We start from the raw sequence: 26205 nt of genomic DNA on the forward strand, positions 1-26205 counted from the left end.
GGGAGGAAGGCAATTCCTCTCCGCCGCCTGCTGGCGCCCCGTTGCATTCGGGGCCGCCGGGATTTAGTTCTGGTAGAACGGGTAATCCGTGTAACCCTCGGCGCCGTCGGCGTAGAACGTGGACTGGTTCGGCTCGTTGACCGGCAGCCCTTCACGCCAGCGGCGGGCCAGGTCCGGGTTCGCGATGGCCGGGCGGCCCACGACGACGGCGTCGGCGTGGCCGTCGGCGACCAGCGAGACGGCCTCGTCACGGGTGGTGATGACGCCGAAGCCCGTGTTCAGCAGGAACGGGCCGTCGAAGCGGGCGCGCAGGTCCTTGACCAGCTCGCTGTCGGCGTCCTTGTGCAGGACGCTCAGGTAAGCCAGCTTCAGCGGCGAAAGGGCGTCCACCAGGATGCCGTACGTTTCGCGGACGTCGGCTGCATCGGTCTCGGTGGCACCCTGGACGTTGTGCTCCGGGGAGATGCGGATGCCCACGCGGTCCGCGCCCACGGCGTCGACGACGGCCTGGGCCACCTCGATGACGAAGCGTGCACGGTTCTCGGGGGAACCGCCGTAGTTGTCATCGCGCTGGTTGGCGGCGGGGGTCAGGAATTCGTGCAGCAGGTAGCCGTTGGCGGAGTGCAGTTCGACGCCGTCGAATCCGGCCTCGATGGCGTTGCGGGATGCGCGGACGAATTCGTCGCGGATAGACGGCAGTTCGTCGGTGGTGAGGGCGCGCGGTACCGGGAAGGACTGCTTGCCTTCGTAGGTGCGAGTGACGCCGTCGATCGCGATGGCGCTGGGGGCGACGACCTCGTGGCCGCCGGTGGTGGCCTCGTGGGTGACACGGCCGGCGTGCATGACCTGGGCGAAGATGCGGCCGCCCTCAGCGTGAACGGCGGCGGTGACGTCGGCCCAGCCCTTGAGCTGTTCCTCGGTGACCAGGCCGGGCTGGCCCGGGAAGCCGCGGCCGGCTTCGCTGGGGTAGGTGCCCTCGCTGACGATCAGGCCAAGCGATGCGCGCTGCCGGTAGTGCTCAGCCACCAGCGGGCCCGGGACGCCTTCCTTGCCGGAGCGCAGGCGGGTCAGCGGCGCCATGACGAGTCGGTTCGGGAGCTCCATTTGGCCAACGGTCAAAGTGGAAAACAGCATGCGCGGTTCCTTTCGCTGTGGATGATGTCCACGTAGAACAGCAAGGAGGCGCGTGCAACTATTCCGGCTGAGACTCGAATCACTTTCCGGCCGGACTCGGGTTACAGGTCGATCAGGGGGACGGCGGCCTGTCAGGGGGACGGCGGGGCTCCGGCGGGACAGCCCTGGCCCTGCGGGTTGCGGAGGCAGTCGTCGGCAAAGTTCCGGGTGATGGACCGCCACACGCTGACGGTCTGCGAGGGACCGCTGAACTGCCCCTGCCCGGGGATGGGCAGCGGGGGCCCGCCGTTGACGGAGTACGTTCCCTGGAAGTGGGTGGTGAGGACGACGCCGAAGTCACCGGTCTCGGCGTACGCGTGACTGGTGGAGGTCTTCTCTCCCCAGCGTTCCTGCGGCAGCGGGCCGCCGGCCGCCGGGGTGGGTCCCAGCGAGGTGCCGTCGCCATACGTCCAGGTGTACTGGACGGGGGTGGCGGTGACATGTACGGACTGGTTCAGGATGGTGATGTCGAATTGTTGAGCCGCCGACTGGGCGAAGAAATTGGTCTCGGCTCCGCGGAGCGTATGCGGGCTGGGTTGTGCGGTGGCCTGCCCGGGATTGATCGGCAACTTTTGAAACTCGGTTTGAATCATCGCGGCGATGCGCGGCAGCAGATCCTCCGGTTTTGGATCGAAGAGGCAGGTCGGCCCGGAATGGAAGCTCCACGTCGGGTTGGGCACCCCCGCAGGAGCCTTGAGCCACACCACGGGAATTCCCGGTTTGCCGTCGGGCCCGGATTTGCAGTCAACCAGATCGCCCAGGCAGACGGTATCGAACTCTCCACCGCCAAGATGACATTGGAGTTCGTATTTGTATTGGTAGGGGTCGTTTGCGGGGATACCCGATCCAAGTGGTGCGAATTGCCCCGTTTCAGGGTCCAGCCGCCAGCCACCTACATTTACCCCCTGATTTCCAAATCCTGCGTCCGTCCCTTCGTCGGCAAATGCCGCGCCGGGAGCCTGGCAGAGCAGAGTTAGACCCAGCGCCAGCAATATGAAGAGCCGGAATCGGCGTCCCCTTGGTCTCATCGGATCGGGTGCAAGCCCGCCACCCGCCACGCGGCGTCCTTATAGACGGCGAGCATCACGTTGCCGGTGTCGGAGGGCGGGGTGGCGGCACGGAATTCCGAGCCATCACTTTTGTAATAGGCGATCGCGGACTGCCGAACCTGCACCACGACCTGAAAATTGGCGTTCGTATCCGGACCAGCGTTTGCGGTGACAGAGGGAGTCGCGATTTTCCCTCCGACGAGCCACCTATCGGTTTGATAGTTAGTGCTTATGGACTTGGAAACATTCGCGCAAAGCTGGCAGTCGGCGGCTGTGATCGCATCCAGCCGGCTCACGTCTCCGGTCTCGTAGCCGTAGCTGAGCACCTCGAACCAATACTTCGCGAAGGCCTCGAGTCCTTCCTTGGTCTCAGCTTTGGCGGCCTCGGGCAAGACCGGGACGGGGACATTCTGGGCGCGGCCGGAGGCATCGGCCGGTTTGTAGGCGGGAGCGGCAGTGGGCGTGGCCGACGTCGTTCCCGGCGATGCGGACGCGGTCGACTCCACGGGGGCCGCCGTCGTCGGCGCCGGCGGGGACTGTCCGCCCGAGCAGGCCGTCGTACCGACCAGGGCGGCAAGAAAGAGGGCGACTGCGGCGCAGAGCCGGCGGGTCTTTGGACTATGAAATGGCATGTTCAGCTGATCCCCCAATAGAAAATCATGACGCCTGAAATCCAAACAATGCCTAAGGGTAACTGAACCGCAGGCCCCCGGTAAGAGTTATCCACAGATCAATCGGACCGCCCCACATCCCGGCCAAACAGTTCCTTTCGGCCTCTGGCGCCCCTCTACACCGGATAGAAGAATGGGCCCATGATGTTCGAACACGCTGAAGGTCAACCGATCCTGACTCTGACCGAGGATCAATGTTGGAAACTCGTCGAGGGCACTAAGCACGGGCGTCTGGTGGTCACCGTCGGCGGCGAGCCGGACATCTTCCCGGTGAATTACGCCGTCGCAGACCGAAAGCTTTATCTCCGCACCGCCCCCGGCAATAAACTCGCCGAGCTGACCATCAACGCCAAGGTCCTCTTCGAAACAGACGGCATCCTCTCCGAAGAAGCGTGGTCGGTGGTGGTGCGCGGCACGGCCCGCACCCTGGAACACTCCGCCGAGATCGCCGCCGCAGAGGCCTTGGAGCTCAAGCCCTGGGTCCCCACCCTCAAGGACTTCTACGTCGAGATCGCCCCCACCGCCGTCAGTGGACGCCACTTCCAGTTCGGCGAACATCCGGAACGGGACATCTAAGGCCGAGTCGCAGGAAGAACCAACCACCAGAGGCAGGGCCGGCCGCAGCCGGCAGCCCTGCCTAGACTTAACGCATGGCGGACAGTCTGACCCCGGAGCGGCGCAGCTGGAACATGTCCCGCATCCGGGGCAAGAACACCAAACCAGAGCTCCTGGTCCGCAGGCTGCTGCACGCCAAGGGCTACCGCTACCGCCTCCACGGCACCGCCCGGGGCGGCAAGCTCCCGGGCAACCCGGACCTCGTCTTCGCGGGCCGGCGCAAGGTCATCTTCGTCAACGGCTGCTTCTGGCATTTCCACGACTGTCGCGTGGGACAGCACGCGCCCAAGAGCAACGCCGAATTCTGGGACACCAAACGCAGCCGCACAAAGGCCCGCGACGCCGAACAGCGCCAGCGGCTCGAAGAGCTGGGCTGGGAGGTCCTCACCCTCTGGGAGTGCGGCATCAAAGATCTCCCCGCGCTGGAAGCCGAGCTGGAATCCTTCCTCGGCCCGGAAACGGCCGGCACCACAAAGCACCGCGCCCCGTTGCCAACGTGACGCACGACACGCCGTCGAACCCTTCGCGCACCGCCTCCGCGTCCTAGGCCCTACCGGCCGGTAATCTCGGCTTCGCCGGCACTGCCCCAGCGCCGGTTTGCTGCAACCCGCCGTCGTGGATTCGTGACGATTTCGGGGGAACTGATCTGTGCCGGTATGCTCGCGACGGAAATATCTGGGCTATGCCCAGAGACAGTCCTGCGCACCTGGGCTAAACTCGGCATTCGGGGAACTAGGACTCTATCGGTCAGTACGTGGGGGTACTACTCACTCCTCAGGAGAAGCACGATGCCACACCTATTGTTGTCCACCGAGGCCCGCCCGCTGCACGCGGTTCGCAGTCCGGAGGCCGCGTCGGAGCTCGATCCCCTCCGCAGGCAGGTGACCGACATCATCGACGCCATTCTTTCCGACGAGAACCCCGATGAGGCACTCGTCCGCGAACGTCTCCGCCAGCACGTGGCGGACAATCCGGGCCAGCCTGAGAAGGCCCTGCTGAACCACCTGCTCTCGGTTTCCACCACCGTGCAGGACGGCACGGCCTAAGCACAGGCCACCGGCCTAGCGGCTGATGGTTGCCTGACGCACGACTTCGCCCCAGGACTGCTGGGCCAGGTCTGCCACGGAGGCGAGAATCTGCGCCGGCGGCTGGGACAGGTCAAGCGGGAACTCCACGACGTCGATGTCCGTGTTCAGGATCCGACGCAGCTTAATTTCCCCCGACCCGGGGTAGATCAGCCACGCGGTGGGCACCCGCAGGGACGTGCAGTAGGCCAGCATCCGGTAGTGGTCCCCCGAGAGGGACGCGCCAACGTCGGAAGCGGCCTGGTACTTGGCGTCGTACACCATCACGGGGCGGCCGCCGAGCAGGTGCACCGCGCCTGGCTGGACCATGATCCGGTCCGCGTCGTCCACCGCCTCGTTCAGCATGGCGTTGTACCGCAGCCGCATCTCCCCCGGGAATGCACCCATCGCCTCGCGCAGGGCGACGCCCACGAAGTCGGAAAACACCTTGGACATGTCGACGACGAACGACGCCGCCTGCTGCTTTCCGTCGCCGGCCTCGGCCGAGGCGTTGCGCAGGATGAGTTCGGCCAGGCGCAGCGCCGGGTGGTAGCGGACATTCATCCGACTGGCCCGCCACGGCGGCAGCGGCGCCCCGGACTGCAGCCGGGTGACCGCGTCGAGCTTGCCCTTCAACCGCCGCAGCCGGCTCAATACGTCCGCCCGGACCCCCGGCACCTGCGACATCCGCTCCAACGCCGCGCGCAGGATCCGGTTTTCCGGGATGTCCTCGGTGAATTCGTCGTAGGAGACCTCCAGCGGCACCAGCATGCCGGGCCGGCGGGAAATCTGGTCCGAGATCCTGATCCGGCCCTTGACCGTCCGCAGCGATTCGTCCACGTTCAGGTACCCCTGCAGGACACCGCGACTCAACGCCCGGTCGGCGAGCTGGGCCAGGGACTCGGCCAGGGCGCTCCATAGTTCGGCGTCCTCCACCGCGGCGACGGCGTCATCGCGGAAGCCCTGGTTCTCGGTGTAGCCGAGCAGGAACAGCAGCCGGGCCAGGCCGAGGCGCTCCTTGGGCCGGACCTCCAGCTGGACGGTGGGGGTCCGGACCGAGCCGACCTTCCCGACCGGTTCGATCCGGAACAGGCCCATGCCCAGCGGCGACGCCTTGGCCAGGCCGCTGCCGTTGATGTACGCGGCGCTGCCGGGATCGAGGCGCTCCACCACACCCTGGGACAGCTCGTCCATGGCGATGTGCCGGACGGCCGGCTGCCCGGCGGCCAGCCCGGCTCCCGGCTTGGCGTACCCGTCCCGGAGGGCGCTAGACGCGGGCAAGGCGACCCATCAACTGCTCGAGCCCGAACCGCTCCTGCAGCTGGGCGCGGTTCAGCTGACCGTGGTAGTGCTCCTCGAGCAGCGGCATCAGTTCGTACTTCCAGATCCGCCGCAGCCCGGCGGGGGTCTGCGCAGCCTTCTTCATGAAGTAGGACGGCCCGATCATCAGGTCCCGGTCCCACTCGTCGATCGCGTTGTTCAGCTCATCGAGCAGCAGCGCCGGCGTCGTGTCGAGGCCGCGGGCCTGCAGGAACCGCAGCAGCGTCCCCTTCACCGGTTCGGTGCTGGGGTGCAGCTCGATGAAGGAGAACCGGCGCCGGATCGCGGCGTCCATCATGGCGATGGAGCGGTCTGCCGTGTTCATGGTGCCGATGATGTAGAGGTTGTCCGGCAGCGAGAACGGCTCGGTGGGGCTGTACTGCAGGTAGATCCGGTCGTCGCGGTACTCCAGCAGGAAGTACAGCTCGCCGAAGACCTTCGCCAGGTTGGCGCGGTTCATCTCATCGATGATCAGGAAGTAGGGCTTCTTCTCGTTGCCCGGCTTCGCGGCTTCCTCGGCCAGCCGGCGCAGCGGACCGGCCACCAGCTTGAAGGAGACCTGGCCCTCGTCGGTCTTGTCCGGCCGGTAGCCCTCGAAGAAGTCCTCGTAGGCGTAGGAGGGGTGGAACTGCACCAGCTTGACCCGCTCGTCCCCGGTGTCGCCGGCGAGTTCGGCGGCGAGGTGCTTGGCCAGGTAGGTCTTGCCGGTGCCGGGCGGGCCGTACAGCACCAGCTGCCGGTTCTCCTCCAGCATTTCGGCGATTTCCTGGAGCGGCTCCAGGTCCATGTGCAGGGTCGCGGCGAACTCCGGGGTCAGGGGACGGAAGCCCTCGCACGGGGGTTCGACGACGGCGGCCGGCTCGGCGCCGTCTGCGGCATCGCCCTCCGCCTCGGCCGGGAGCAGCGCCTCGAGCGCCTGGATCACGCGGGTGACGTCCACGACAACGCCGGAGCTGGCCAGCTGCCGCTGCACGTGCCGGGGCAGCTCGGCGAGCTGGTGGTCGCCGTCGAACCAGCGGACCTTGCGGCGCAGCCGGCGGTTGTCCTCGTTCTGTTCGGGTTCGCCCAGCACCACGCCCACGCGGACCGCGCCGGCGCTTTGGTAGAGCGTGAGGTCGCCCGGCTTCATGACGGTCAGAAAGGCGAAGACGGCGGTCTTGGTGTCCTCGCGCTCGACGTAGCTCAGGTGCTTGTAGTCCTCGTCAACGGCGTGCTGGACCAGGCCCGCGGTGACGCCCGGGTCGAGCTGGCGGAGGTGTTCGACGTCGAGCGTCACCGCTTCCTCGTCCTGCCACGCGGCGAGCAGCTCGGCATTGTCGTGGTGGCTGCGCAGCAACCAGGCGCGGCGGCCGGGGTCCCCCACCTTGCGCCACTGGCTGACCAGCTGCCGGGAGTACCAGTCGATCCGCTGGCCGGCCTGTTCGTCCAGGTGCAGGCGGATCCGGTGGATGTCGGCGGAAATCTCCTCATCCGTATCGCCCTTCGCGCCGCCGACCAGGGAGGCGAACGCGTCGCGGATCTCCTGGCGTTCGACGTCGGCCACGATCGGTTCGAAGTAGGCCGGCCAGACCAGGAATTCGATGCTGCGGCGAATCGCCGGCTGGTCATCCGGGGTGCCCATGGTCAGCTCGTGGAACGCCAGCGGGTCCTTGATGGCGGCCTGCACGACGCCGGCGGGACGCTGCGCGACGTGGCGGACGAAGCGGCAGAGCCACTTCAGGTGGTCCCAGATGGTCCAGTTGAACTCTGCGGTGCGGTCCCGGATCACACCGTGGTCCGTCATGCCGGCGTAGAGCTCCTCCGGCAGGTCCAGCGGAGGCTCAAGCCAGGACGCGGCCTCGGCCACGCGGGCACGCTTGACCTTGAGGGACTTCACCTCGTGGGCCAGCGGGAGGGACTGAAGGAAGAGCAGTTCGACGGCGAGCTGCTTCGCGCCGCGGGTAGCCCCCTCAAGGTTTTCCCGCAGGTTGGTCATCATGGGTGCCTTGGGGTCCGGGATGCCCCGTTCCAGCCGCTCCAGCAGCTCCGAGGCGGCGGCCACGGACCAGGTCCGGGTGCGGCCATCCAGCGGGGAGGCCTTGCCGAGCAGACCCGGGCCGAGCACAAACCACGCCGCGTCTTCGATTTCCTTGGAGATGCCGAGGGCGCGGTGCATGGCAGGCTTTTTGTGGGGGGTCATGCCCTCCAATTTACAGGCCTAAGCTGAACGCCCGCATCACGGGCCGGCCCGTCGCCGGGCCGTCCGGGGCGTTCTCCAGGCGCCCGGGCGGGCTACTTGCCGCCGGCCCTGCGCTTCACGCCGAAGGTGAAATAGCTGCCGGGTCCGACGAAGTTCACCAGCGTGGCTACCCGCCAGAGCGCCTTGCTGCCGCGGATTTCCTCCGCCGGCCGGCGGGAGATGTCCCGCTGCGCCGCGACCAAAAGGGAAAGCTGCACGAGGGCCGCCGTGACGGTGCCGAACTTCGCCATCGGCGAGAGTTCCTTCCACGTCTTCTTTTTGCCCGCCGCCTTGCTGCGCTTGGCCATGGTCCTGCTCCTCGCTCTGGTCGGTTCTGTGCCGATGCCCGTGGGGCGCGTCCAGTCTAGGGCGGGGCGGGCGGCCGGGGTAAGGGCCTCCCGCCCCATCCCTCTTGGTCAACTGACTCGCAGCCGGGGCCGTTCCGGAGCCTCAAAACGGCCTGAGGTGCGAGTCAGTTGGGGTCCGCGCGGTCAGCGGGCGGTGAACTGCTCCAGCTTGGCCTTCTGCTCCGGGGTCAGCCGCACCACCCGTCCGGTGGCTTCGTCCACGAAGGCCAAGTGGCTGCTGGCCTTGACGCAGTCCTCGCCGGTGACGGGGTCCTGGACCAGGTAATGGATGTCGAAGCTGGCACCCTTGACCGCGCCGATCCAGAGCTGCACGAGGGCCGGGATGTTGCGGTACTCCAGGGTCCGGACGTAGCGGATGCGGTGTTCGACCACCAGCGCCAGGATGCCGGCGGGGACCTCGCTGAAGAGCGGGACCACCGGCTCCAGGCCGGGCAGCCCAGTGCCGCCGGGCGGCCCGAAGGCGGCGATGCGCGCCTCCTCCAGGATCCGGACCAGCTGGACGTTGTTGATATGGCCGTAGGCGTCCATATCGCCCCAGCGCATCGGCACCCGCACCTCCAGCCGGCGCGGCTCCGCTCCCCCGGCCGCCGCGGCGCTCAGCTGCGCACCGGCGTCGGGCCGCCCGCGGCGTCGGCCAGGGCCGCCTCCGCGTCCTCACCGGCGAACTGGGACATGTACAGCCGGTAGTAGGCACCCTGGCTCTCGAGCAGCTCGGCGTGCCGGCCCTGCTCCACGATCCGGCCTGCCTCCATCACCAGGATGGTGTCCGCGTCCCGGATGGTGGAGAGCCGGTGCGCGATGACAAAGCTGGTCCGTTCGGTCCGCAGCGCGGCCATGGCCTTCTGGACCAGGGCCTCCGTTCGGGTGTCCACGGAGCTGGTGGCCTCGTCCAGGATCAGCAGCAACGGGTCGGCCACGAAGGCGCGGGCGATGGTGATCAGCTGCTTCTCGCCGGCGCTGACGTTGTTGCCTTCCTCGTCGATGACCGTGTCGTAGCCGTCCGGCAGCGCCCGGACGAAGCGGTCCACGAAGGTGGCCTTGGCGGCGGCCATAATCTGATCCTCGGTGGCGTCCAGCTTGCCGTAGCGGATGTTCTCGTAGATGGTGCCGCCGAACAGCCAGGCGTCCTGCAGCACCATTCCCACCTTGGAGCGCAGCTCGGCGCGGCTGAGCCGGGTGATGTCCACGCCGTCCAGGGTGATGGTGCCGGCGTTGAGCTCATAAAAGCGCATCACCAGGTTCACCAGCGTGGTCTTGCCGGCGCCGGTTGGTCCGACGATCGCGACGGTGTGGCCGGGTTCGGCGGTGAAGGACAGGTCCTCGATCAGCGGCTTGTCCGGCGTGTAGCTGAAGGTGACGTGGTTGAACTCCACGTGACCGTCGGTCCTGGCCGGCAGCTGGTCTGTGGCGGTCTCCGGATCCTGCTCGTCGGCGTCGAGGAACTCGAACACGCGCTCGGCGGAGGCGACGCCGGACTGCAGCATGTTGGCCATGCCGGCCATCTGCCCCAGCGGCTGGGTGAACTCGCGCGAGTACTGGATGAACGCGGTGGCGTCTCCCAGGCTCATCCCGCCGGAGGCCACGCGCAGGCCGCCGACGACGGCGATGCCCACGTAGCTGAGGTAGGAGACGAACTGCATGACCGGCATGATCATGCCGGAGACGAACTGGGCGCCGAAGCTGGCCTTGTAGAGTTCCTCGTTCCGTTCGTCGAAGCGGGCCAGCATGTCCGCGTCGCGGCCGAAGACCCGGACCAGGTCGTGCCCGGAGAAGGACTCCTCGATCTGGCCGTTGAGTTCGCCGGTGTTCTTCCACTGCGCGGCGAAGAGCTTCTGGCTGCGCGCGCCGATGACACCGGCGGCCACCCCGGAGAGCGGCAGCGCGATGAGGGCGATCAGGGCCAGCTGCCAGGACACGATGAACATCATGATGACGATGCCGATCACGGTCAGTGCCGAGTTCACCAGCTGCGCGAACGCCTGCTGCAGGGCCTGCTGGATGTTGTCGACGTCGTTGGTGACGCGGGAGAGGATGTCGCCCCGCTGGCGGGTGTCGAAGTAGTTCAGCGGCAGCGCGTTGAGTTTCTCCTCGGTGTCATCCCGCAGCCGGCGCACCACCCGCATGACCAGGACGTTGAGGACGTAGCCCTGCAGCCAGAGGAAGATGTTGGCGACGAAGTACATCACCAGCACCACGCTGATGAGGAACGCAAGCTTCTGGAAGTCGATGCCGACGCCGGGGATCACGTCCATCCGGGAGAGCATGTCCGCGAAGTTGTCCTGGCCCTGGGCGCGGAGCCCGGCGATGAACTGGTCCTTGGTGGCCCCGGCCGGCAGTTGCTTGCCGACGACCCCGCCGAAGATCACGTCCATGGCCTGGCCGAGGATCCGGGGTGCGACGACGTTGAGGACGACGGCGACCGTCACCATGGCCAGGACGGCGATGATGCCGGCGCGTTCGGGTTTCAGCAGGCCCATCAGGCGCTTCGCCGAGGGCCAGAAGTGCTGGGCCTTCTTTGCCGGGACCGCGCCGAACATGCCGCCGTCGGCCTCGCCGGGGGTGAATTCCTCCTCGACGAAGTCCTCGTCGGCGGTGTCCGGTGCGTCCTGCGGGCCGGTCACAGCGCCGGCCGTTTCGTCGGGCGCGTTGCGGCCGAGCTTTTCGTTGGTGCTCACGCGATGGCCTCCGCGGTCAGCTGGGATTCGACAATTTCCTGGTAGGTGCTGGAGCTCTCGAGGAGCTCCTCGTGGGTGCCGCGGTCCACGATCCGGCCCTTGTCCAGCACCAGGATCTGGTCCGCGTCGGCGATGGTGGAGACCCGCTGACCGACGATGATGACTGTGGCGTCAGCGGTCTTGGCCTTGAGGGCCTTGCGTAGCCGGGCGTCGGTGGCGACGTCGAGCGCGGAGAACGAGTCGTCGAAGAGGAAGACCTTGGGTTCGGTGACCAAGGCCCGGGCGATGCAGAGCCGCTGGCGCTGGCCGCCGGAGACGTTGGTGCCGCCCTGGGCGATCCGGGCGTCGAGGCCGTTCTTCTTCTCGCGGACGAAGTTGGCTGCCTGCGCCACGGTGAGGGCGTCCCAGAGCTCGGCGTCGGTGGCTTCGGACTTGCCGAACCGCAGGTTGTGCCCGATGGTTCCGGAGAACAGGTAGGGCCGTTGCGGGACCATGGCGACGCGGCTGGTGATCTCGGCCCGGTCCAGGTTGGTGACGGGGACGCCGTCCAGCAGGACCTCGCCCGAGGCGGCGTCGAACAGGCGGGGCAGCAGGGCCAGCAGGGTGCTCTTGCCGGCGCCGGTGGACCCGATGATGGCCACGGTCTGGCCGGGTTCGGCGGTGAAGCTGATGTCGCTGAGCACGGGGGCCTCGGCGCCGGGGTAGGCGAAGGAGACGTTCCGGAATTCCACCCGGCCGGCCCGGGCGGCGGGAGCCACGGGGGTGCCGGGCTCGTGGATGGAGGGTTCGACGTCGAGCACCTCGCCGATGCGGTCCGCGCAGACGGAGGCGCGCGGGATCATCATGGCCATGAAGGTGCCCATCATGACCGCCATCAGGATCTGGAGCAGGTACTGCAGGAACGCGGTCAGCGACCCGACCTGCATCTCCCCCGCGTCCACCCGCTGGCCGCCGAACCAGAGCACGGCCGCGGTGGAGATGTGCAGGATCATGCCGATTGCCGGGAACATCAGGACGAACAGCGAGCCGATCTTGAGCGAGACGTTGGTCAGGTCCTGGTTGGCGGCGCCGAAGCGCTGCTCCTCGTGCGGTTCGCGGACGAAGGCGCGGACCACGCGGATGCCGATGATCTGCTCCCGCAGGACGGCGTTGAGCCGGTCGATCTTGGCCTGCATGGAGCGGAACAGCGGCATCAGCCGGACCACCAGGTAGCCGACCACCACCACCAGCAGCGGGACGGCGACCCACACCAGCCAGGAGAGGTTCAGGTCCTCGCGGAGGGCCATCACGATGCCGCCGATGCACATGATGGGGGTGGCCACCATGAAGTTGAGCGCCATCAGCATCAGCATCTGCACCTGCTGCACGTCATTGGTGCCGCGGGTGATCAGCGACGGCGCCCCGAAGATGTTGACGTCGCGGGCGGAGAAGCTGCTGACCTTGCGGAAGACCCCGCGGCGCAGGTCGCGGCCGAAGGCCATAGCCGCGCGGGAGCCGAAGTAAACGCCGGCGATGGCCGTGACCACCTGGACCAGGGCGACACCGAGCATCAGGGCGCCGGTGCGCCAGATGTAGTCGGTGTCGCCGCGCGAGACGCCCTCATCGATGATCTGCGCATTGAGGCTCGGCAGGTACAGCGCGGCGATGGTGGAGGCCAACTGGAAGACGACGACGGCCGCGATGAACGGCAGGTACGGCCTCGAGTAGCGCCGGATGAGGGTGAGAAGCATGCCCACTGGTCCTTCTGGAAGAAGCGGTTAATCCAAATACATGACAAAAGTAAAGCAGCAGGGGCCGACAGCCTTAGCCGTCCAACTCTACGAGGTCTTGGGCGCCGGCGGAACAGCGTCCGGAAAGGGAGACCAACGGCCCCGCACCTCCCCTCGCGGGAAGGTACGGGGCCGCCGGATCCTGGCTGCGACGCCTGGCGGTGCGCGGGGCTATTCGCCGCGGTGCCGGCCGTGCGTGGCGATGTAGTCCGCGGCGGCGCGCTGCAGCTTCCGTTCCTTGGCCAGCTGGCGGCGGAGCGTGGTGAGCTGCTCGGCCACGCGGGCCTGTTCAGCGGCGATCGCGCGCTGCTCGGCGGCCTGGTCATGCACCGTGCGGAGGGCGTCCGCGAGCTGGACCTGCTGCTCGGCGAGCAGCCGCTGGGTCTGCATGAGCAGCTGCAGCACGTCGGCGTCGTCGGCCTTCGCGTCCGCCACCATGGTCCGGGACCGGAGGCGGGCACCCTCACGCTCCGCGCGGGCGTCGGCGTCGTCGGCCGGGCCCTGCTCGCGGGCCGCGGCGGGGAACCGGGTTCCGCCGTTCCGCTGCCGGCTCAGGACCTCGATGAACTCGCGGTCCAGGTCCACGATCCCGGTGGGGGTGGTGTCCGTGGACGGCTCGCCGGGACCCTGGGCGGAACCCCCGCCGGCAGGACCGTGGGCGGCGACGGCGTGGGCGGCAGCCCCGGCGTCGATGTCCGCACCGGATCCGGTGATGGCTCCGGACGCCGCGGTCTGGGCGGCGGGCTCGGGCTGGACATCCACGGTGCGGCGCAGCGGCTTCTCCTTGATGAACAGGACGGAAACCAGCGCTAGGATGCCCACGATCGCCGAGATCATGAAGATTTCCGCCGTGGCATCACCGTAGGCGGCGCGCATGATGTCGCGGATCTGCGGGGGCAGGTCCTTGAGGTCCAGGCTGCCACCGGAGGAGCCGCCCTGAACGGGGATGCCGGCCGCGGCCAGGCCTTGGGTGGCGAGTTCCTTGACCCGGTTGCCCAGGACGGCGCCGAGGACGGAGACGCCGATCGCGCCGCCGACGGAGCGGAAGAACGCGACCGAGGCGCTGGCGGTGCCGATGTCCGTGGCCCGGACGGTGTTCTGGACGGCGAGGACGAGGTTCTGCATCAGCAGGCCCAGGCCGAGGCCGAGGACCGCGGTGTAGAGGCCGGTGATCCAGAGTTCGGTGGTGTGGTCGATGGTGCCGGCGAGGCCCAGGCCGCCGATCAGCAGGATGGAACCGGCGATCAGGTAGCGCTTCCACTTGCCGGTGCGGCTGATCAGCTGGCCGGAGAGGACCGAGCCGATCAGGTTGCCGGCGATCATCGGCAAGGTCAGCAGGCCGGCCTCGGTGGGGCTAGCGCCGCGGGCCACCTGGTAGTACTGGCCCAGGAACGCGGAGGAACCGAACATCGCGACGCCGACGGCGACGGAGGCCAGGATGGCCAGGGCCGTGGTGCGCTCGGAGATGATCTTGAGCGGGATGACCGGCTGCGCGACGCGGCCTTCGACGAAGACCAGCAGGGCCAGGAGGGCGATGCCGCCGCCGACCATGGCGACCGTCTGCCAGGACCACCAGTCGTAGTAGTCCGGGTTGCCGGCGAAGGAGACCCAGATCAGCAGCAGGCTGACGCCGGAGGTGAGCAGGATCGAGCCCAGCCAGTCGATCTTGGCGGGGCGCTTGACGTGCGGGAGCTTCAGCGTGATCTGCAGCAGGATCAGCGCGATGATGGCGAGCGGGACGCAGACAAAGAAGGTCCAGCGCCAGCCCAGCGGGCTGTCCACGATGAAGCCGCCCAGGAGCGGGCCACCCGCGGTGCCGACGGCCATGACGGCACCCATGTAGCCGGAGTACTTGCCGCGGTCACGCGGCGGGATCATCGAGCCGATGATGGCCTGGGCGAGCGCGGTCAGGCCACCCATGGCGATGCCCTGGATGACGCGGGCTGTGAGCAGGAACGGGATGGTCTGGGAGAAACCCGCCATCACGGAGCCGGCGACGAAGACAACGATGCTCAGCTGGACCAGGAACTTCTTGTCGAAGAGGTCCGCGAGCTTGCCCCAGATGGGGGTGGTGGCCGCGTTGGCCAACAGCGCGGCCGTGATCACCCAGGCGAAGTCGGTCTGGGTGCCCTTGAGCTCCGACATGATGGTCGGCAGGGCGTTGGCGACGATGGTGCTGCTGATGATCGCGGTGAAGAACGCTGCCAGCAGGCCGGTGAGGGCCTCCATGATCTGGCGGTGCGACATCACCACCTGGGGTGCGGGCTGGGGATTCTGCGTGGCTGTCGGGGATGGCCCGGCGGCCGCTGCGTGACTGGCCATATCTTTACTCCTCAACAAAGGTGGTGGTATCGGTGGATCCGGCCGTCTTTGCCCGGGCCGAGTTCCGAAGGGACTCGGCAAGTTTTTTCAGTGAGCGGGCGGTCTCTTCAACGTCGTCCTCGCTCCAGTCCTGCAACAGGGACTGCAGGCTGGCCGCCCGGTGTTCCTCGATGACGCGGAGCTTCTCCACGCCCGCCGGGGACAGCGCCACGAGCTGGGCGCGGCCGTCCTCGGGATCGGGCCGGCGTACGACGTAGCCGTGGTCGACCAGCTCCGAGAGGTGCCGGCTGAGGACCGGGGCGCTGACGCCGAGCCGTTCCGCCAGGTGGGTGGCGCGGGTCTCGCCCTCCCCAACGAAGCGGAGGACGCCCTGAAGCGCGACGCCGGTATCGTCGCCGCGCAGGCTCGCGGCGGCAACGCACCGGACGGCGCGCTGAAGATCAAAAATGTGGTGGACCAACTTGGCTGCAGTGGTCGATGCGACTGACATGTGAGGATGCCCCCTTATTTGCTTGCCCGAAGCAACAATACATGAAAATGATTGCTTTGGGAAACTAAGGGCGTTCGTGATGGGCTTCGCGGACCTGCCATGGGGCTGCCATGAGGGTCCTCCGGAGACGGCGAAAGGCCCCGATCCGGGTGGATCGGGGCCTTTCGTTCTGCTGGTTTTAGACGTCCAAGTGGGTAGGGGCGAACATCTTGAGCAGGGTCTCGACGACGACGACGTTGGGGCCGTCCGCGGCGAAGCCGGCCTTGAGCGCCTCCCCCACGTTCTCGGGGGCCACCCGCACCGCGGGAACGCCGAACGCCTCGGCGAGCTTGACGAAGTCCGGCCGCGCGAGTTCGGTGGCGGTGGCCTTGCCGAAGGCGCCCACCATGTACTCGCGCAGGATGCCATACCCGCCGTCGTCGACGATCAGCCAGGTGACCGGGACGTTGTGCTGCTTGGCCGTGGCGAGCTCGGAGATGGAGTACATTGCCGAGCCGTCGCCGGAGACCGCCAGGACCCTTGCCGAGGCGCCGGACCGCCCTGTCGTCTCGAGGCCCACCGCCCCGCCGATCGCGGCGGGGAAGCCGAAGCCCAGGCCGCCGGCGCCCTGCGCGGAGTGGAACTGGCCCTCGCGGGCGTCCCAGCAGCTCCAGGCCCAGTAGGCGGAGATGGTCATGTCCCAGAAGGTCTGCATGGTGGCGGGGACCGCCTCGCGGATCTCCGCCATGAACTGCAGTTCCTTGCCGAGGTCCTGGGACTCCAGCCGGGCGCGGACCTTGGCGAGGGTGTCCTTGACCAGGGTTTCCGGCGGGGTGCCGTGCCAGTCGGCGCGTTCCCCGTGGGGTTCGGTCAAAGCCTCGTCCAGGGCGGCGAGGGCCTGCCCGGCGTCGGCCCGGATGCCCAGGCCCGGCCGGTTCGACTCGAGCACGCGGGGTTCGGCGTCGATCTGGATGATCCGGCCGCGCGGCTCGAAGGTGAAGTAGTTGGAGGTGACCTCGCCCAGCGAGGAGCCGATGACGATCAGCACGTCGGCGTCCTCGAGCAGCTCGGTCATGTGCTGGTCTTCGATCCAGGACTGCAGCGAGAGTTCATGGGTCCAGGGGAAGGCACCGTTGCCGCCGGGGGTGCAGATCACCGGAGCGCGGAGCTTCTCGGCCAGCGACAGCAGGGACTTCTCCGCGTGGCCGCGGCGGGTGCCGCCGCCGGCGATGATGGCCGGGCGTTTGGCGTCCTCGAGCCACTTCACGGCCTCGCGGACCAACTCCACCCGGGGCGGGTTATCGGCGGCCTCGGCGAGGGCGTCCTCCACCGGGGGCACCATGATCGGGTCCAGCAGCACGTTCTGCGGGATTTCGATCCAAACCGGGCCCTGCGGGGAGGAGATGGCCTCGGTCCAGGCGTCCTGGATGGCGGAAGGAATGCCGGAGGCGTGCTGGATCAGCCGCTGGCTCTTGGTGACGTTGGCGGCGGAGGCCTTCTGGTCATCGAGCTGGTGAAGCATGCCCTTGCGCCGGGCACCGAGTCCCTCCAACGGGATCTGGCTCGCGACCACGACCATCGGCACGCCGGTGGCGTAGGCCTCCTGCAGGCCGGCCAGGGAGGTCAGGGCGCCCGGGCCGGTGGAGAGGAAGAGCACGCCGACCTCGCCGGTGGCGCGGGAGTAGCCGTCCGCGGCGAAGGCGGAGTTGTTTTCCACCCGGGAGGAGACGAACTGGAGGTTGCCGCGGCCCATGGCGTCGAACAGGCCCAGGGCGTGCTGGCCGGGGATGCCGAAGACGGTTTTGGCGCCGAGCGCTTCCAGGGTTTCGACGACGAGGTCGCCGCCGTTGCGGACGCCGCTCATCGGGCCGCCTCCGCGGATGCGGCCGGGGCCTGGGCGGGAGCGGCAGCAAAGCCGGCCGGGCGGCGGTTTTCGCGGCCCAGCGCCTGCGCCCCGTAGCCGTTGCCCGACGTCGGGCCGCCGTCGGCCGCGTTGTCCGCCATCAGGGTCACCAGTTCGTAGGCGACGTGGCTGCCGGCGACGCCGGTGATGTCCGCGTGGTCGTAGGCCGGGGCGACCTCGACGACGTCGGCGCCCACGAGGTTCATGCCGCGGAAACCGCGGATGATCTCGATCAGCTCGCGGCTGGTGAGGCCGCCGGCCTCCGGGGTGCCGGTGCCGGGGGCGTGGGCCGGATCGAGGACGTCGATGTCAACGGAGATGTAGAGCGGGCGGTTGCCGATCCGGTCGCGGACCTTGGCGACGGTTTCCAGCACGCCCTGGTAGTAGACGTCCGCGGAGGTGACGATGCCGAAGCCGAAGCGGTGGTCGTCGTCGAGGTCCTTCTTGCCGTAGAGCGGGCCGCGGGTGCCGATGTGGCTGATCGCCTCGGTGTCGAGGATGCCCTCCTCGACGGCGCGGCGGAAGGGGGTGCCGTGGGTGTACTCGGCGCCGAAGTAGGTGTCCCAGGTGTCCAGGTGGGCGTCGAAGTGCAGCATGGCGACGGGCTGGCCGGAGCGTTCGGCGGCGGCGCGCAGCAGCGGCAGGGCGATGGTGTGGTCCCCGCCGAGGGTCAACAGCTTGCTGCCGGCGGCGGTCAGGTCCAGCGCGTTCTGCTGGATGGACTCGATGGCCTCGTTGATGTTGAACGGGTTGACAGCCATGTCGCCGGCGTCGGCCACCTGGAGGTTCTCGAACGGGCTGACGTCCCAGGCCGGGTTGTAGGGCCGCAGCAGGCGGCTGGCCTCGCGGACGTGGTTGGCGCCGAAGCGGGCGCCGGGCCGGTAGGACACCCCGGAGTCGAAGGGCACGCCCACCACCGTGACGTCCGCCTTGGCCACCTGGTCGAGGCGGGGCAGGCGGGCAAAGGTGGCCGCGCCGGCGTACCGGGGGATGCGGGCGGAATCGATGGGGCCAAGGTTTCCGTTGGCCTCGATGCGCAACTCTTCCAAGCGGGCGTCTCCTTCTGGATACAGGGGTGGATGTGACTGCCATCATACACTCGGAGTTGCCTGCTGCGCACCTGTTGTTTACTTCTGACTGGCTCCGGGTGGCTCCGCGCATCGCACGCTGGACCGGGCGGAGGAGGCCCCGGAGTTGTCCAGATAGGCCCGCTCCCCCTTTCCGGGCTGGCTCGTGGTCCGCGGGAGGCGCGCTCAAACAACGTACGCTCCCGCCCGGTTACCCGCTCCCGCGCCAGAGACCACCCGCGGAGCGGCGGGCGCCACCCATGACCGCCGCCCAACCCCAAACCCGGCCGGGAGGAGGTAACCGGGGAGGAACGTACGGGGAGGGGAGCTACTGGCTGGCGGCAGGGACCAGCACCCAGAGCACCTCGACGGGCTCGTCGGTGGGGTTGATCCAAGTGTGCGGTTCACGGCCCGGGAAGGTGACAGTGTCGCCGGCCGCCAGGTCGAAGGACTCATTGGTCAGGACCAGCCGGATGCTGCCCTTGACCACGTGCAGGACGTCGACGTCGCAGTCCACGGCGTACAGTTCGGACTCTCCGCGGCCGCGGGGTTCGATCACGGCCTGGATGATCTGCAGCCGCCGCTCGGAGCGGGCCGTGAGCAGCCGCTCAACGATTCCCTCGCCGCCGAGGGAGATCCGCGGACCCTCGCCTCGTCGGGTCAGGTGCGTCTCCGGGGCGGCGAAGAGGTCGCCGATGGAGATGGAGAGGACCTGGCAGAGCGTCACGAGGGAGCTCACCGACGGGGAGGTCAGGTCCCGCTCCACCCGGCTCAGGAAGCCCTTGGTCAGGCCGGTGGCGTCGGCGACCTGTTCGATGGTGAGCCGCTGGGACTGCCGCGCGGCGCGGATTCTGGAGCCGATGGCAACCGGAACGTTGCTCGGTTCAACAGGGAGAGCCTTCATTTGGGAACCTTTCACGGCCGGCCGCGCGGCCCCAGCATTGGTGCCAATCCTAGCCGTTGCCCCGAGGCCGTTCCCCGCTGGGACACACGGCGTTCACAGGTTGACTGTAAGCACCATCACAATCTAGCGTTTGGCAACAGGTGTTGCCTATTTGGCAATGAACGTTACACCTCGCACCCTCCGCATGTTCTTCCGTCCAGCAGATCCGGCGGCCGCTTCGCAGTGCCGCGGCCGGCCCGCGGGCTGCCACAACCGCTCCAAGGAGCCTCTATGGATGCACAATTCCTCAACATCGCCATCGTGGTGGTGTATCTGATCGCAATGCTGGCGTTCGGCTGGTGGGGCAAGTCCCGCACCAAAAACAACAGCGACTTCCTCGTAGCCGGCCGCCGGCTCGGACCCTTCCTCTACACCGGCACCATGGCCGCCGTCGTCCTGGGCGGCGCTTCCACCGTCGGCGGCGTCGGCCTCGGCTACAAGTTCGGCATCTCCGGCATGTGGCTGGTGGTGGCGATCGGCGCCGGCGTCCTGCTGCTGAGCCTCCTCTTCGCCGGGACCATCCAGAAGCTGAAGATCTACACCGTCTCCCAGATGCTGACCCTGCGCTACGGCAGCCGCGCCACCCAGGCCTCGGGCATCGTCATGCTGGCCTACACCCTGATGCTCTGCGCCACCTCCACGGGCGCTTACGCCACCATCTTCGTGGTGCTCTTCGGCTGGGACCGGGCGCTCGCGATCGCCGTCGGCGGCGCAATCGTGCTGATCTACTCCACGATCGGCGGCATGTGGTCCATCACTCTGGCGGACCAGGTCCAGTTCGTGATCAAGACGGTCGGCATCTTCCTGCTCATGCTCCCGTTCACCCTCAACGCCGCGGGCGGCCTGGACGGCATCCGCAGCCGCGTGGATGCCAGCTTCTTCCAGATCGACGGCATCGGCGTGCAGACGATCATCACCTACTTCGTCGTCTACACGCTGGGCCTGCTGATCGGCCAGGACATCTGGCAGCGCGTGTTCACGGCCAAGACCCCCTCCGTCGCCCGCTGGGGCGGCGCCACCGCGGGCATCTACTGCATCCTCTACGGTGCCGCCGGCGCCCTGATCGGCCTCGGCGCCCGCGTGGCCCTGCCCGCCATCGACGTGAAGGCGCTCGGCAAGGACGTGGTCTACGCGGAGGTCGCCACCAACCTGCTGCCGATCGGCATCGGTGGCCTGGTGCTCGCCGCCGCCGTCGCCGCCATGATGTCCACCGCTTCCGGCGCCCTGATCGCCGCGGCCACGGTGGCCCGCGCCGACGTCGTGCCCTTCGTCGCCGGCTGGTTCGGCAAGACCGTCAACACTGACGACACGGACAACCCGGAGCACGACGTCAAGGCCAACCGCGTCTGGGTCCTGGGCCTGGGCGTCGTGGCGATCGTCATCGCGATCATCACCAAGGACGTCGTCGCCGCGCTCACCATCGCCTACGACATCCTGGTCGGCGGCTTGCTGGTGGCAATCCTGGGCGGCCTGGTCTGGAAGCGCGGCACCGGGATCGCCGCCGCCGCGTCCATGGCCGTGGGATCGGTCATCACCCTTGGCACCATGATCATCCTCGAGATCAACGCAGAGGTCCCGCTGGACGGCATCTACGCCAACGAACCGATCTACTACGGCCTGATCGCTTCGGCGCTGGTCTACGTGGCGGTCTCGCTGCTGACCAAGCCAACCGACGCCGCCGTGATGCGCTCGTGGCAGCAGCGGGTCGCCGGCGGTTCGGCGGAGCAGGAACCGGACGAGGTCCCGGTTCTCACACACTAAGGGTCCGCGTGCACTAAAACGACGGATTAAGAACGACGGCGGCGCCTCCCGTGGGGGGCGCCGCCGTCGCGCTGTGTGGGGCCGGGGCTACCCGCCGTCCTCCGGGCCGCGGAACTCGTCCGCGTCCGGCGACCCGACGGGCTGGTCCTCACCCAGGAAGTCCTCCGTGTCCAGGGGCAGTCGCTGGTCGGCCTCCTCCAGCAGCTCCTCCTCGACGGTCTCCGAGTCCTCGACCGGTGCGTCGTCGGCGAAGTCGTAGTCGGGGTCGGACTCAACGGAGTCCCTCGACGGCCGGGCGGCCTGTGATCCGGTGTTGTCCATGGTGCGACCTCCGTGCGCTCGGGCTGGCAGCGGTGTGCGGTTGCTCCGCTCACGTTTCCGGGAGCGGCTGGCGGGCCTGCCGGGAATCCCGCCTGGCGTTTTCATTCGAACACCGGCCGCGCTTCCGGTCAAGGAAACGCCGCCGGTGCCGTAGGGGCGCCGGCGGCGGTTCGCGGGACTGCGCGGCTGGCGCCGCCCTCAGGAGACCGGGAGGGCCGACTGCCGGGGAAGGAGCGGGGCGAAGAAGGCGGCGAGTTCCGCCGTCGCCGTCAGCGGCAGCACCGTGGCGACGTACTGGTCCGGCCGGACCACGACGACGGCGCCGTCCCGGCTGATGCCGCGCAGGTCGAAGATGTCCGCGGACGGGTCCGTGCCGTAGACCTTCTCCAGGTAGGTCAGCGCGAAGGGGCCCACCTGTGGCTTGAATACGTCCGGGACGGCGGTGATGTCCACCTCCGTGTGGGGCTGCTGGTAGATGACCTTGACGTCGAACCAGGCATCCCGGTCCAGGCCTTCGGGCGTCGCGGCCACGGGCGATTCCGGGGCCCCGGCCAGCCAGGCCGCCAGGTCCGTGGTGGGCGAGGGGGCGCCGGCCACAGCGGGATCTGCGAAGACGTAGATCCGCCAGCGGCCGTCCGCCGTGGCCTGGTGGCCCAGGTGCAGGGGGTTGGTGTCGCAGACCCGGACGACGGGCGCGGATTTGAAGCGCTTGCCGATCGGGAACCCGGCGGCGAGGTCCTGGTGCACCGGCTCGCCGATCAGGATGGACGGGGCGTACTGGGTCATGAAGCCGGCCGGGAATTCGGCGGTGCTGACGTAGAAGTCCTCCAGCTCGGAGGGGCTGTTGAACTCCTCCGGCTTCTTGGCCATCAGGGTGGACCATTCCTTGTCGAAGTCGATGAGGTTCTTCGCCACCACCTGGCGCTCGGCCGAGTAGGTCGCCAGCAGCTCCTCCGGGCTGCGTCCCTCGAGCACGTGGCCCAGCTTCCAGCCGATGTTGAAGCCGTCCTGCATGGACACGTTCATGCCCTGGCCGGCCTTGGCGCTGTGGGTGTGGCAGGCGTCGCCGGTGATGAACACCCGCGGGGTGCGGGTCCCGCGGTCCGCGGGGACGACGTCGTCGAACCGGTCGGTGAGCCGGTGGCCCACCTCGTAGACGCTGTGCCAGGCGACGTTGCGGACGTCCAGCGTGTAGGGGTGGATGATGGCGTTGGCCTTGGCGATGATCTGCTCGATGCTGGTCTGCCGGACGGCGCCGGCGTCGCCCTCGGGGACCACACCCAGGTCCACATACATGCGGAACAGGTGTCCTCCCTCGCGCGGAATCAACAGGATGCTGCCGCCGGAGCCGGAGGTGATGGCGCACTTGGTGCGGATGTCCGGAAAGTCGGTGTTGGCCAGCACGTCCATGACGCCCCAGGCGTGGTTGGCCTTGTCCCCGGCCATGGTGCAGCCGATCGAGTCGCGGACGCGGCTGCGGGCGCCGTCGGCACCGACGACGTATTTGGCCCGGACGGTGCGCTCGGTGCCGGCGTCGGGCCCGGCGGTGCGGGTGAGGGTGACGGTGACGGGGTAGTCGCCCTCCCCCACCTCGAGGCGGACGAAATCCCAGCCGTAGTCGGGCCGCATCCGGGCCGGGGAGTTAGCCATGAACTCGGCGAAGTAGTCCAGGACGCGGGCCTGGTTGACGATCAGGTGCGGGAATTCGCTGATGCCGGCGGGGTCGTCCAGGGCGCGGGCGGAGCGGACGATCCGGGTGGCGTCGGCCGGGTCCGGCTTCCAGAACGCCATCTCGGTGATCCGGTACGCCTCGGCGATGATCCGCTCGGCGAAGCCGAAGGCCTGGAACGTCTCGACGCTGCGGGCCTGGATGCCGTCGGCCTGGCCGATGGCGAGGCGGCCCGGACGGCGTTCGATGATGCGGGTACTGACGCCGGGGAACTGGGCAAGCTGCGCGGCGGCCAGCATGCCGGCGGGGCCGGTACCGACGATCAGCACGTCCATCCGGTCGGGCAGCTCGTCGGGGCGGTCGAGGCCGACGCCGGCGGCGGGCTGGACCCGCGGGTCACCGGAAACGTATCCGTGGTGGTGGAAATGCACGGGCTGTCCTCACTTCGTTGTGTGGCGTTGGGCTTCGGGCGCCGGCTACGGCTCCACACCCAGGGTGTTCGATAATAGAATTTTGCGTTCGATAATAGAACGCTTCTGTCTGCTCATTGACTGTACGGCAGGTATGACGCAGCTTACAAGTGGCTCGAAATATCCCGCGGTGACGGGGTTGACAGGGCCCCACCCCCAGGGGGACAGTGATCGTATACGATTTCGTACTCGATGAGGAGTAGCTCTTGGAACAGGTCACCGACCACACCCTGGCCGCGGCACGGAAGGTCATTGCGGTCCACCTCAATTACCCCAGCCGGGCCGCCCAGCGCGGCCGCACGCCGGAGCAGCCCTCGTACTTCCTGAAGCCATCGTCCTCCCTGGCCCTCTCCGGCTCAAGCGTCGAACGTCCGGCAGGCTGCGAACTGCTCGGCTTCGAGGGCGAGGTGGCCCTGGTCATCGGCAAGGACGCCCGCCGCATCGGCATCGAGGACGCCTGGAGCTACGTCGCCGCGGTGACCGCCAGCAACGACCTCGGCGTCTACGATCTGCGCTACGCGGACAAGGGCTCCAACGTCCGTTCCAAGGGCGGCGACGGGTTCACCCCGGTGGGCCCGGCCCTGATCCCGGCCGACGCCATCGACCCGGCCGGGCTGCGGATCCGCACCTGGCACAACGGCGAGCTGGTCCAGGACGACACCACCGCGGACCTGCTCTTCCCCTTCGCCCGGCTGGTCGCGGACCTCTCCCAGCTGCTCACGCTGCAGGAGGGTGACATCATCCTCACCGGCACCCCGGCCGGAGCCTCCGTGGCCCGGCCCGGCGACGTCGTCGAGGTCGAAGTCAGCGGCGGCGCGCACAGCACCGGCCGGCTGCGCACCACAGTGACCGAGGGAGCGACGCCGTTCGCCGACTTCGGCGCCGGGCCCAAGGCCGACGACACCCAGCGCGAGGAGGCGTACGGCTCCCGCGCGGCGGCCGGCCTCCCCGAGTCCGGTACCGCCGAAAACACCGCACCTGCCCTGCCCCCGGAGCTGAAGGCGAAACTCGAGAGCGTCTGCACCGCCACCCTGTCCTCGCAGCTGCGCAAGCGTGGCCTGAACAACGTCAGCATCGACGGGCTCCAGTCCACCCGCCCCGGAAAGCGGATCGTGGGCCTGGCCCGGACCCTGCGCTACGTGCCCAACCGGGAGGACCTCTTCAAGACCCACGGCGGCGGCTTCAACGCCCAGAAGCGCGCCATCGACACGGTCAACGACGGCGAGATCCTGGTCATGGAGGCCCGGGGCGAGAAGGGCACCGGCACGGTCGGGGACATCCTGGCCCTCCGCGCCCAGGTCCGCGGCGCGGCCGCCATCATCACCGACGGCGGCGTCCGCGACCTGTCCGCCGTCGCCGCCCTGGAGATGCCCACCTACTTCGCCAACCCGCATCCCGCCGTCCTGGGCCGCCGGCACGTCCCCTGGGACACGGACATCACCATTGCCTGTGGCGGCACCACCGTCCAGCCCGGGGACATCATCGTCGCCGACGCCGACGGCATCCTGGTGATCCCGCCGGCCCTCGCCGAGGAACTGGCCGAGGACTCCATCGCCCAGGAACGCGAGGAGGCCTTCATCGCCGAGATGGTGGCGCAGGGGCACAGCGTGGACGGCCTCTACCCGCTCGACGCCGCCTGGCGCGGGAAGTACGAAGCCTGGGACGCGGAGCAGCCCCGTGACTGAGACCGCCGCTCCAGGCGCCGGAACCACCGCTGCCGCCAGCAAGTCCCAGCTTGCCTACGAGGCGGTCAAGGCCAGGATCGTGGACGGCAGCTACTCCCCCGGCTACCGGCTGGTGCTCGGCGCCATTGCCAAGGACCTGGGCGTCAGCGTGGTCCCGGTCAGGGAGGCGATCCGCCGGCTCGAGGCCGAGGGACTGGTGACGTTCGAGCGGAACATCGGCGCCACCGTCGCCGGGATCGACCCCACCGAGTACCTCTACACGATGCAGACCCTCAGCATCGTCGAGGGTGCCGCGACCGCACTGTCCGCTCCCCTGATCGGCGCCGCGGACGTGGCCCGGGCCCGGGCGGTCAACGCCGAGATGCGCGAGTGCCTGGAGCACTTCGACCCCGTCCGGTTCACCCGGCTGAACCAGGACTTCCACAGCGTCCTGTTCGAACACTGCCCCAACCCGCACATCCTGGACCTGGTGCACCGGGGCTGGAACCGGCTCGCCGCGCTGCGGTCCTCCACGTTCCGCTTCGTCCCGGGCCGGGCCAGCGAATCGGTCGAGGAGCACGAGGCGCTGCTGCGGCTGATCGAGGACGGTGCCGACGCCGACGAGATCGAGCAGGCTGCCCGCCGGCACCGCAGCGCCACCCTGGACGCCTACCTCGCCCAGACCAACCACTGA

22 protein-coding genes are annotated in these 26205 nt (G+C 68.5%); 6 read left to right on the top strand and 16 right to left on the bottom strand.

The genetic code is table 11. The annotated features are described in order from the left end of the window. Positions 1 to 63: 63 nt before the first annotated feature. The 3 genes from AB0O44_RS14560 to AB0O44_RS14570 all read right to left on the bottom strand — a co-directional run bounded on the left by AB0O44_RS14560 (position 64) and on the right by AB0O44_RS14570 (position 2899). A complete protein-coding gene (locus AB0O44_RS14560) occupies positions 64 to 1134 on the bottom strand; it encodes an alkene reductase (RefSeq protein ID WP_364138621.1) in 1071 nt (356 codons plus the stop codon). Positions 1135 to 1265: 131 nt separating this feature from the next. Next, positions 1266 to 1742, bottom strand: a complete 477-nt coding sequence (locus AB0O44_RS14565; RefSeq protein WP_364138623.1) for a hypothetical protein — start codon at positions 1740 to 1742, stop codon at positions 1266 to 1268. Positions 1743 to 2197: 455 nt separating this feature from the next. Then, positions 2198 to 2899: a DUF6318 family protein gene (locus AB0O44_RS14570; protein WP_364138625.1), complete on the bottom strand. Its 702-nt coding sequence runs from the start codon at positions 2897 to 2899 to the stop codon at positions 2198 to 2200. A 135-nt stretch (positions 2900 to 3034) separates the two neighbouring features. On the opposite strand from AB0O44_RS14570, the gene AB0O44_RS14575 reads away from it, so the two are divergent. From AB0O44_RS14575 to AB0O44_RS14585, 3 genes are all read left to right on the top strand, one after another. Continuing rightward, the gene (locus AB0O44_RS14575) at positions 3035 to 3469 is read left to right on the top strand and encodes a pyridoxamine 5'-phosphate oxidase family protein (protein WP_364138627.1); all 435 of its coding nucleotides are present in this window, start codon (positions 3035 to 3037) and stop codon (positions 3467 to 3469) included. 74 nt (positions 3470 to 3543) lie between these two features. Beyond that, positions 3544 to 4008, top strand: coding sequence for a very short patch repair endonuclease (locus tag AB0O44_RS14580; RefSeq protein WP_364138630.1), 465 nt, complete (start codon positions 3544 to 3546; stop codon positions 4006 to 4008). 288 nt (positions 4009 to 4296) lie between these two features. Beyond that, the gene (locus AB0O44_RS14585; protein WP_290258644.1) at positions 4297 to 4554 is read left to right on the top strand and encodes a hypothetical protein; all 258 of its coding nucleotides are present in this window, start codon (positions 4297 to 4299) and stop codon (positions 4552 to 4554) included. Between the two features lie 15 nt (positions 4555 to 4569). Here the strand turns inward: AB0O44_RS14585 and AB0O44_RS14590 are convergent, their stop codons facing one another. The 11 genes from AB0O44_RS14590 to AB0O44_RS14640 form a co-directional block, all read right to left on the bottom strand. After that, positions 4570 to 5766: a restriction endonuclease gene (locus tag AB0O44_RS14590; protein ID WP_364138847.1), complete on the bottom strand. Its 1197-nt coding sequence runs from the start codon at positions 5764 to 5766 to the stop codon at positions 4570 to 4572. Between the two features lie 73 nt (positions 5767 to 5839). Next, entirely contained in the window at positions 5840 to 8071 is a 2232-nt protein-coding gene (locus tag AB0O44_RS14595) for an AAA family ATPase (protein WP_364138634.1), read from the bottom strand. Between the two features lie 92 nt (positions 8072 to 8163). Further along, a complete protein-coding gene (locus AB0O44_RS14600; protein ID WP_290258646.1) occupies positions 8164 to 8418 on the bottom strand; it encodes a hypothetical protein in 255 nt (84 codons plus the stop codon). 183 nt (positions 8419 to 8601) lie between these two features. Beyond that, entirely contained in the window at positions 8602 to 9021 is a 420-nt protein-coding gene (locus AB0O44_RS14605) for a thioesterase family protein (protein WP_364138637.1), read from the bottom strand. A 53-nt stretch (positions 9022 to 9074) separates the two neighbouring features. Then, positions 9075 to 11015 carry an ABC transporter ATP-binding protein gene (locus AB0O44_RS14610; protein ID WP_364138849.1) on the bottom strand — a complete coding sequence of 647 codons (1941 nt, stop codon included), beginning with the start codon at positions 11013 to 11015 and terminating at the stop codon, positions 9075 to 9077. A gap of 134 nt (positions 11016 to 11149) precedes the next feature. Next, positions 11150 to 12883 (bottom strand): ABC transporter ATP-binding protein, encoded by a 1734-nt coding sequence (locus AB0O44_RS14615; protein ID WP_364138639.1) that lies wholly within the window; start codon positions 12881 to 12883, stop codon positions 11150 to 11152. Between the two features lie 210 nt (positions 12884 to 13093). Beyond that, positions 13094 to 15244, bottom strand: coding sequence for an MFS transporter (locus AB0O44_RS14620; protein ID WP_364138642.1), 2151 nt, complete (start codon positions 15242 to 15244; stop codon positions 13094 to 13096). A 4-nt stretch (positions 15245 to 15248) separates the two neighbouring features. Next, complete coding sequence (locus AB0O44_RS14625) at positions 15249 to 15734, bottom strand: MarR family transcriptional regulator (RefSeq protein WP_290258649.1); 486 nt, start codon at positions 15732 to 15734, stop codon at positions 15249 to 15251. Positions 15735 to 15912: 178 nt separating this feature from the next. Next, the gene (locus tag AB0O44_RS14630; protein WP_364138645.1) at positions 15913 to 17577 is read right to left on the bottom strand and encodes a thiamine pyrophosphate-binding protein; all 1665 of its coding nucleotides are present in this window, start codon (positions 17575 to 17577) and stop codon (positions 15913 to 15915) included. Then, on the bottom strand, positions 17574 to 18665 hold the full coding sequence (gene speB / locus AB0O44_RS14635) for an agmatinase (protein ID WP_364138648.1): 1092 nt from the start codon (positions 18663 to 18665) through the stop codon (positions 17574 to 17576). Before speB ends, AB0O44_RS14630 begins: the two co-directional genes overlap by 4 nt. A 346-nt stretch (positions 18666 to 19011) precedes the next feature. Then, on the bottom strand, positions 19012 to 19587 hold the full coding sequence (locus AB0O44_RS14640; protein ID WP_364138650.1) for a cupin domain-containing protein: 576 nt from the start codon (positions 19585 to 19587) through the stop codon (positions 19012 to 19014). A gap of 270 nt (positions 19588 to 19857) precedes the next feature. Here AB0O44_RS14640 and AB0O44_RS14645 point away from each other — a divergent pair, with 270 nt between their 5' ends. Next, positions 19858 to 21387 carry a sodium:solute symporter gene (locus tag AB0O44_RS14645; RefSeq protein WP_364138652.1) on the top strand — a complete coding sequence of 510 codons (1530 nt, stop codon included), beginning with the start codon at positions 19858 to 19860 and terminating at the stop codon, positions 21385 to 21387. 87 nt (positions 21388 to 21474) lie between these two features. On the opposite strand, the gene AB0O44_RS14650 is transcribed toward AB0O44_RS14645, so the two are convergent. Further along, entirely contained in the window at positions 21475 to 21708 is a 234-nt protein-coding gene (locus AB0O44_RS14650; RefSeq protein ID WP_364138655.1) for a hypothetical protein, read from the bottom strand. A gap of 198 nt (positions 21709 to 21906) precedes the next feature. After that, the gene (locus tag AB0O44_RS14655; RefSeq protein ID WP_364138657.1) at positions 21907 to 23808 is read right to left on the bottom strand and encodes an FAD-binding monooxygenase; all 1902 of its coding nucleotides are present in this window, start codon (positions 23806 to 23808) and stop codon (positions 21907 to 21909) included. A gap of 245 nt (positions 23809 to 24053) precedes the next feature. Between AB0O44_RS14655 and AB0O44_RS14660 the strand changes: the two genes are divergently transcribed. Further along, positions 24054 to 25532, top strand: a complete 1479-nt coding sequence (locus AB0O44_RS14660; RefSeq protein ID WP_364138659.1) for a fumarylacetoacetate hydrolase family protein — start codon at positions 24054 to 24056, stop codon at positions 25530 to 25532. Further along, entirely contained in the window at positions 25525 to 26205 is a 681-nt protein-coding gene (locus AB0O44_RS14665; RefSeq protein WP_364138661.1) for a GntR family transcriptional regulator, read from the top strand. Before AB0O44_RS14660 ends, AB0O44_RS14665 begins: the two co-directional genes overlap by 8 nt.

The organism is Arthrobacter sp. NPDC080082 (assembly GCF_040686595.1).
Classification (GTDB): Bacteria; Actinomycetota; Actinomycetes; order Actinomycetales; family Micrococcaceae; genus Arthrobacter.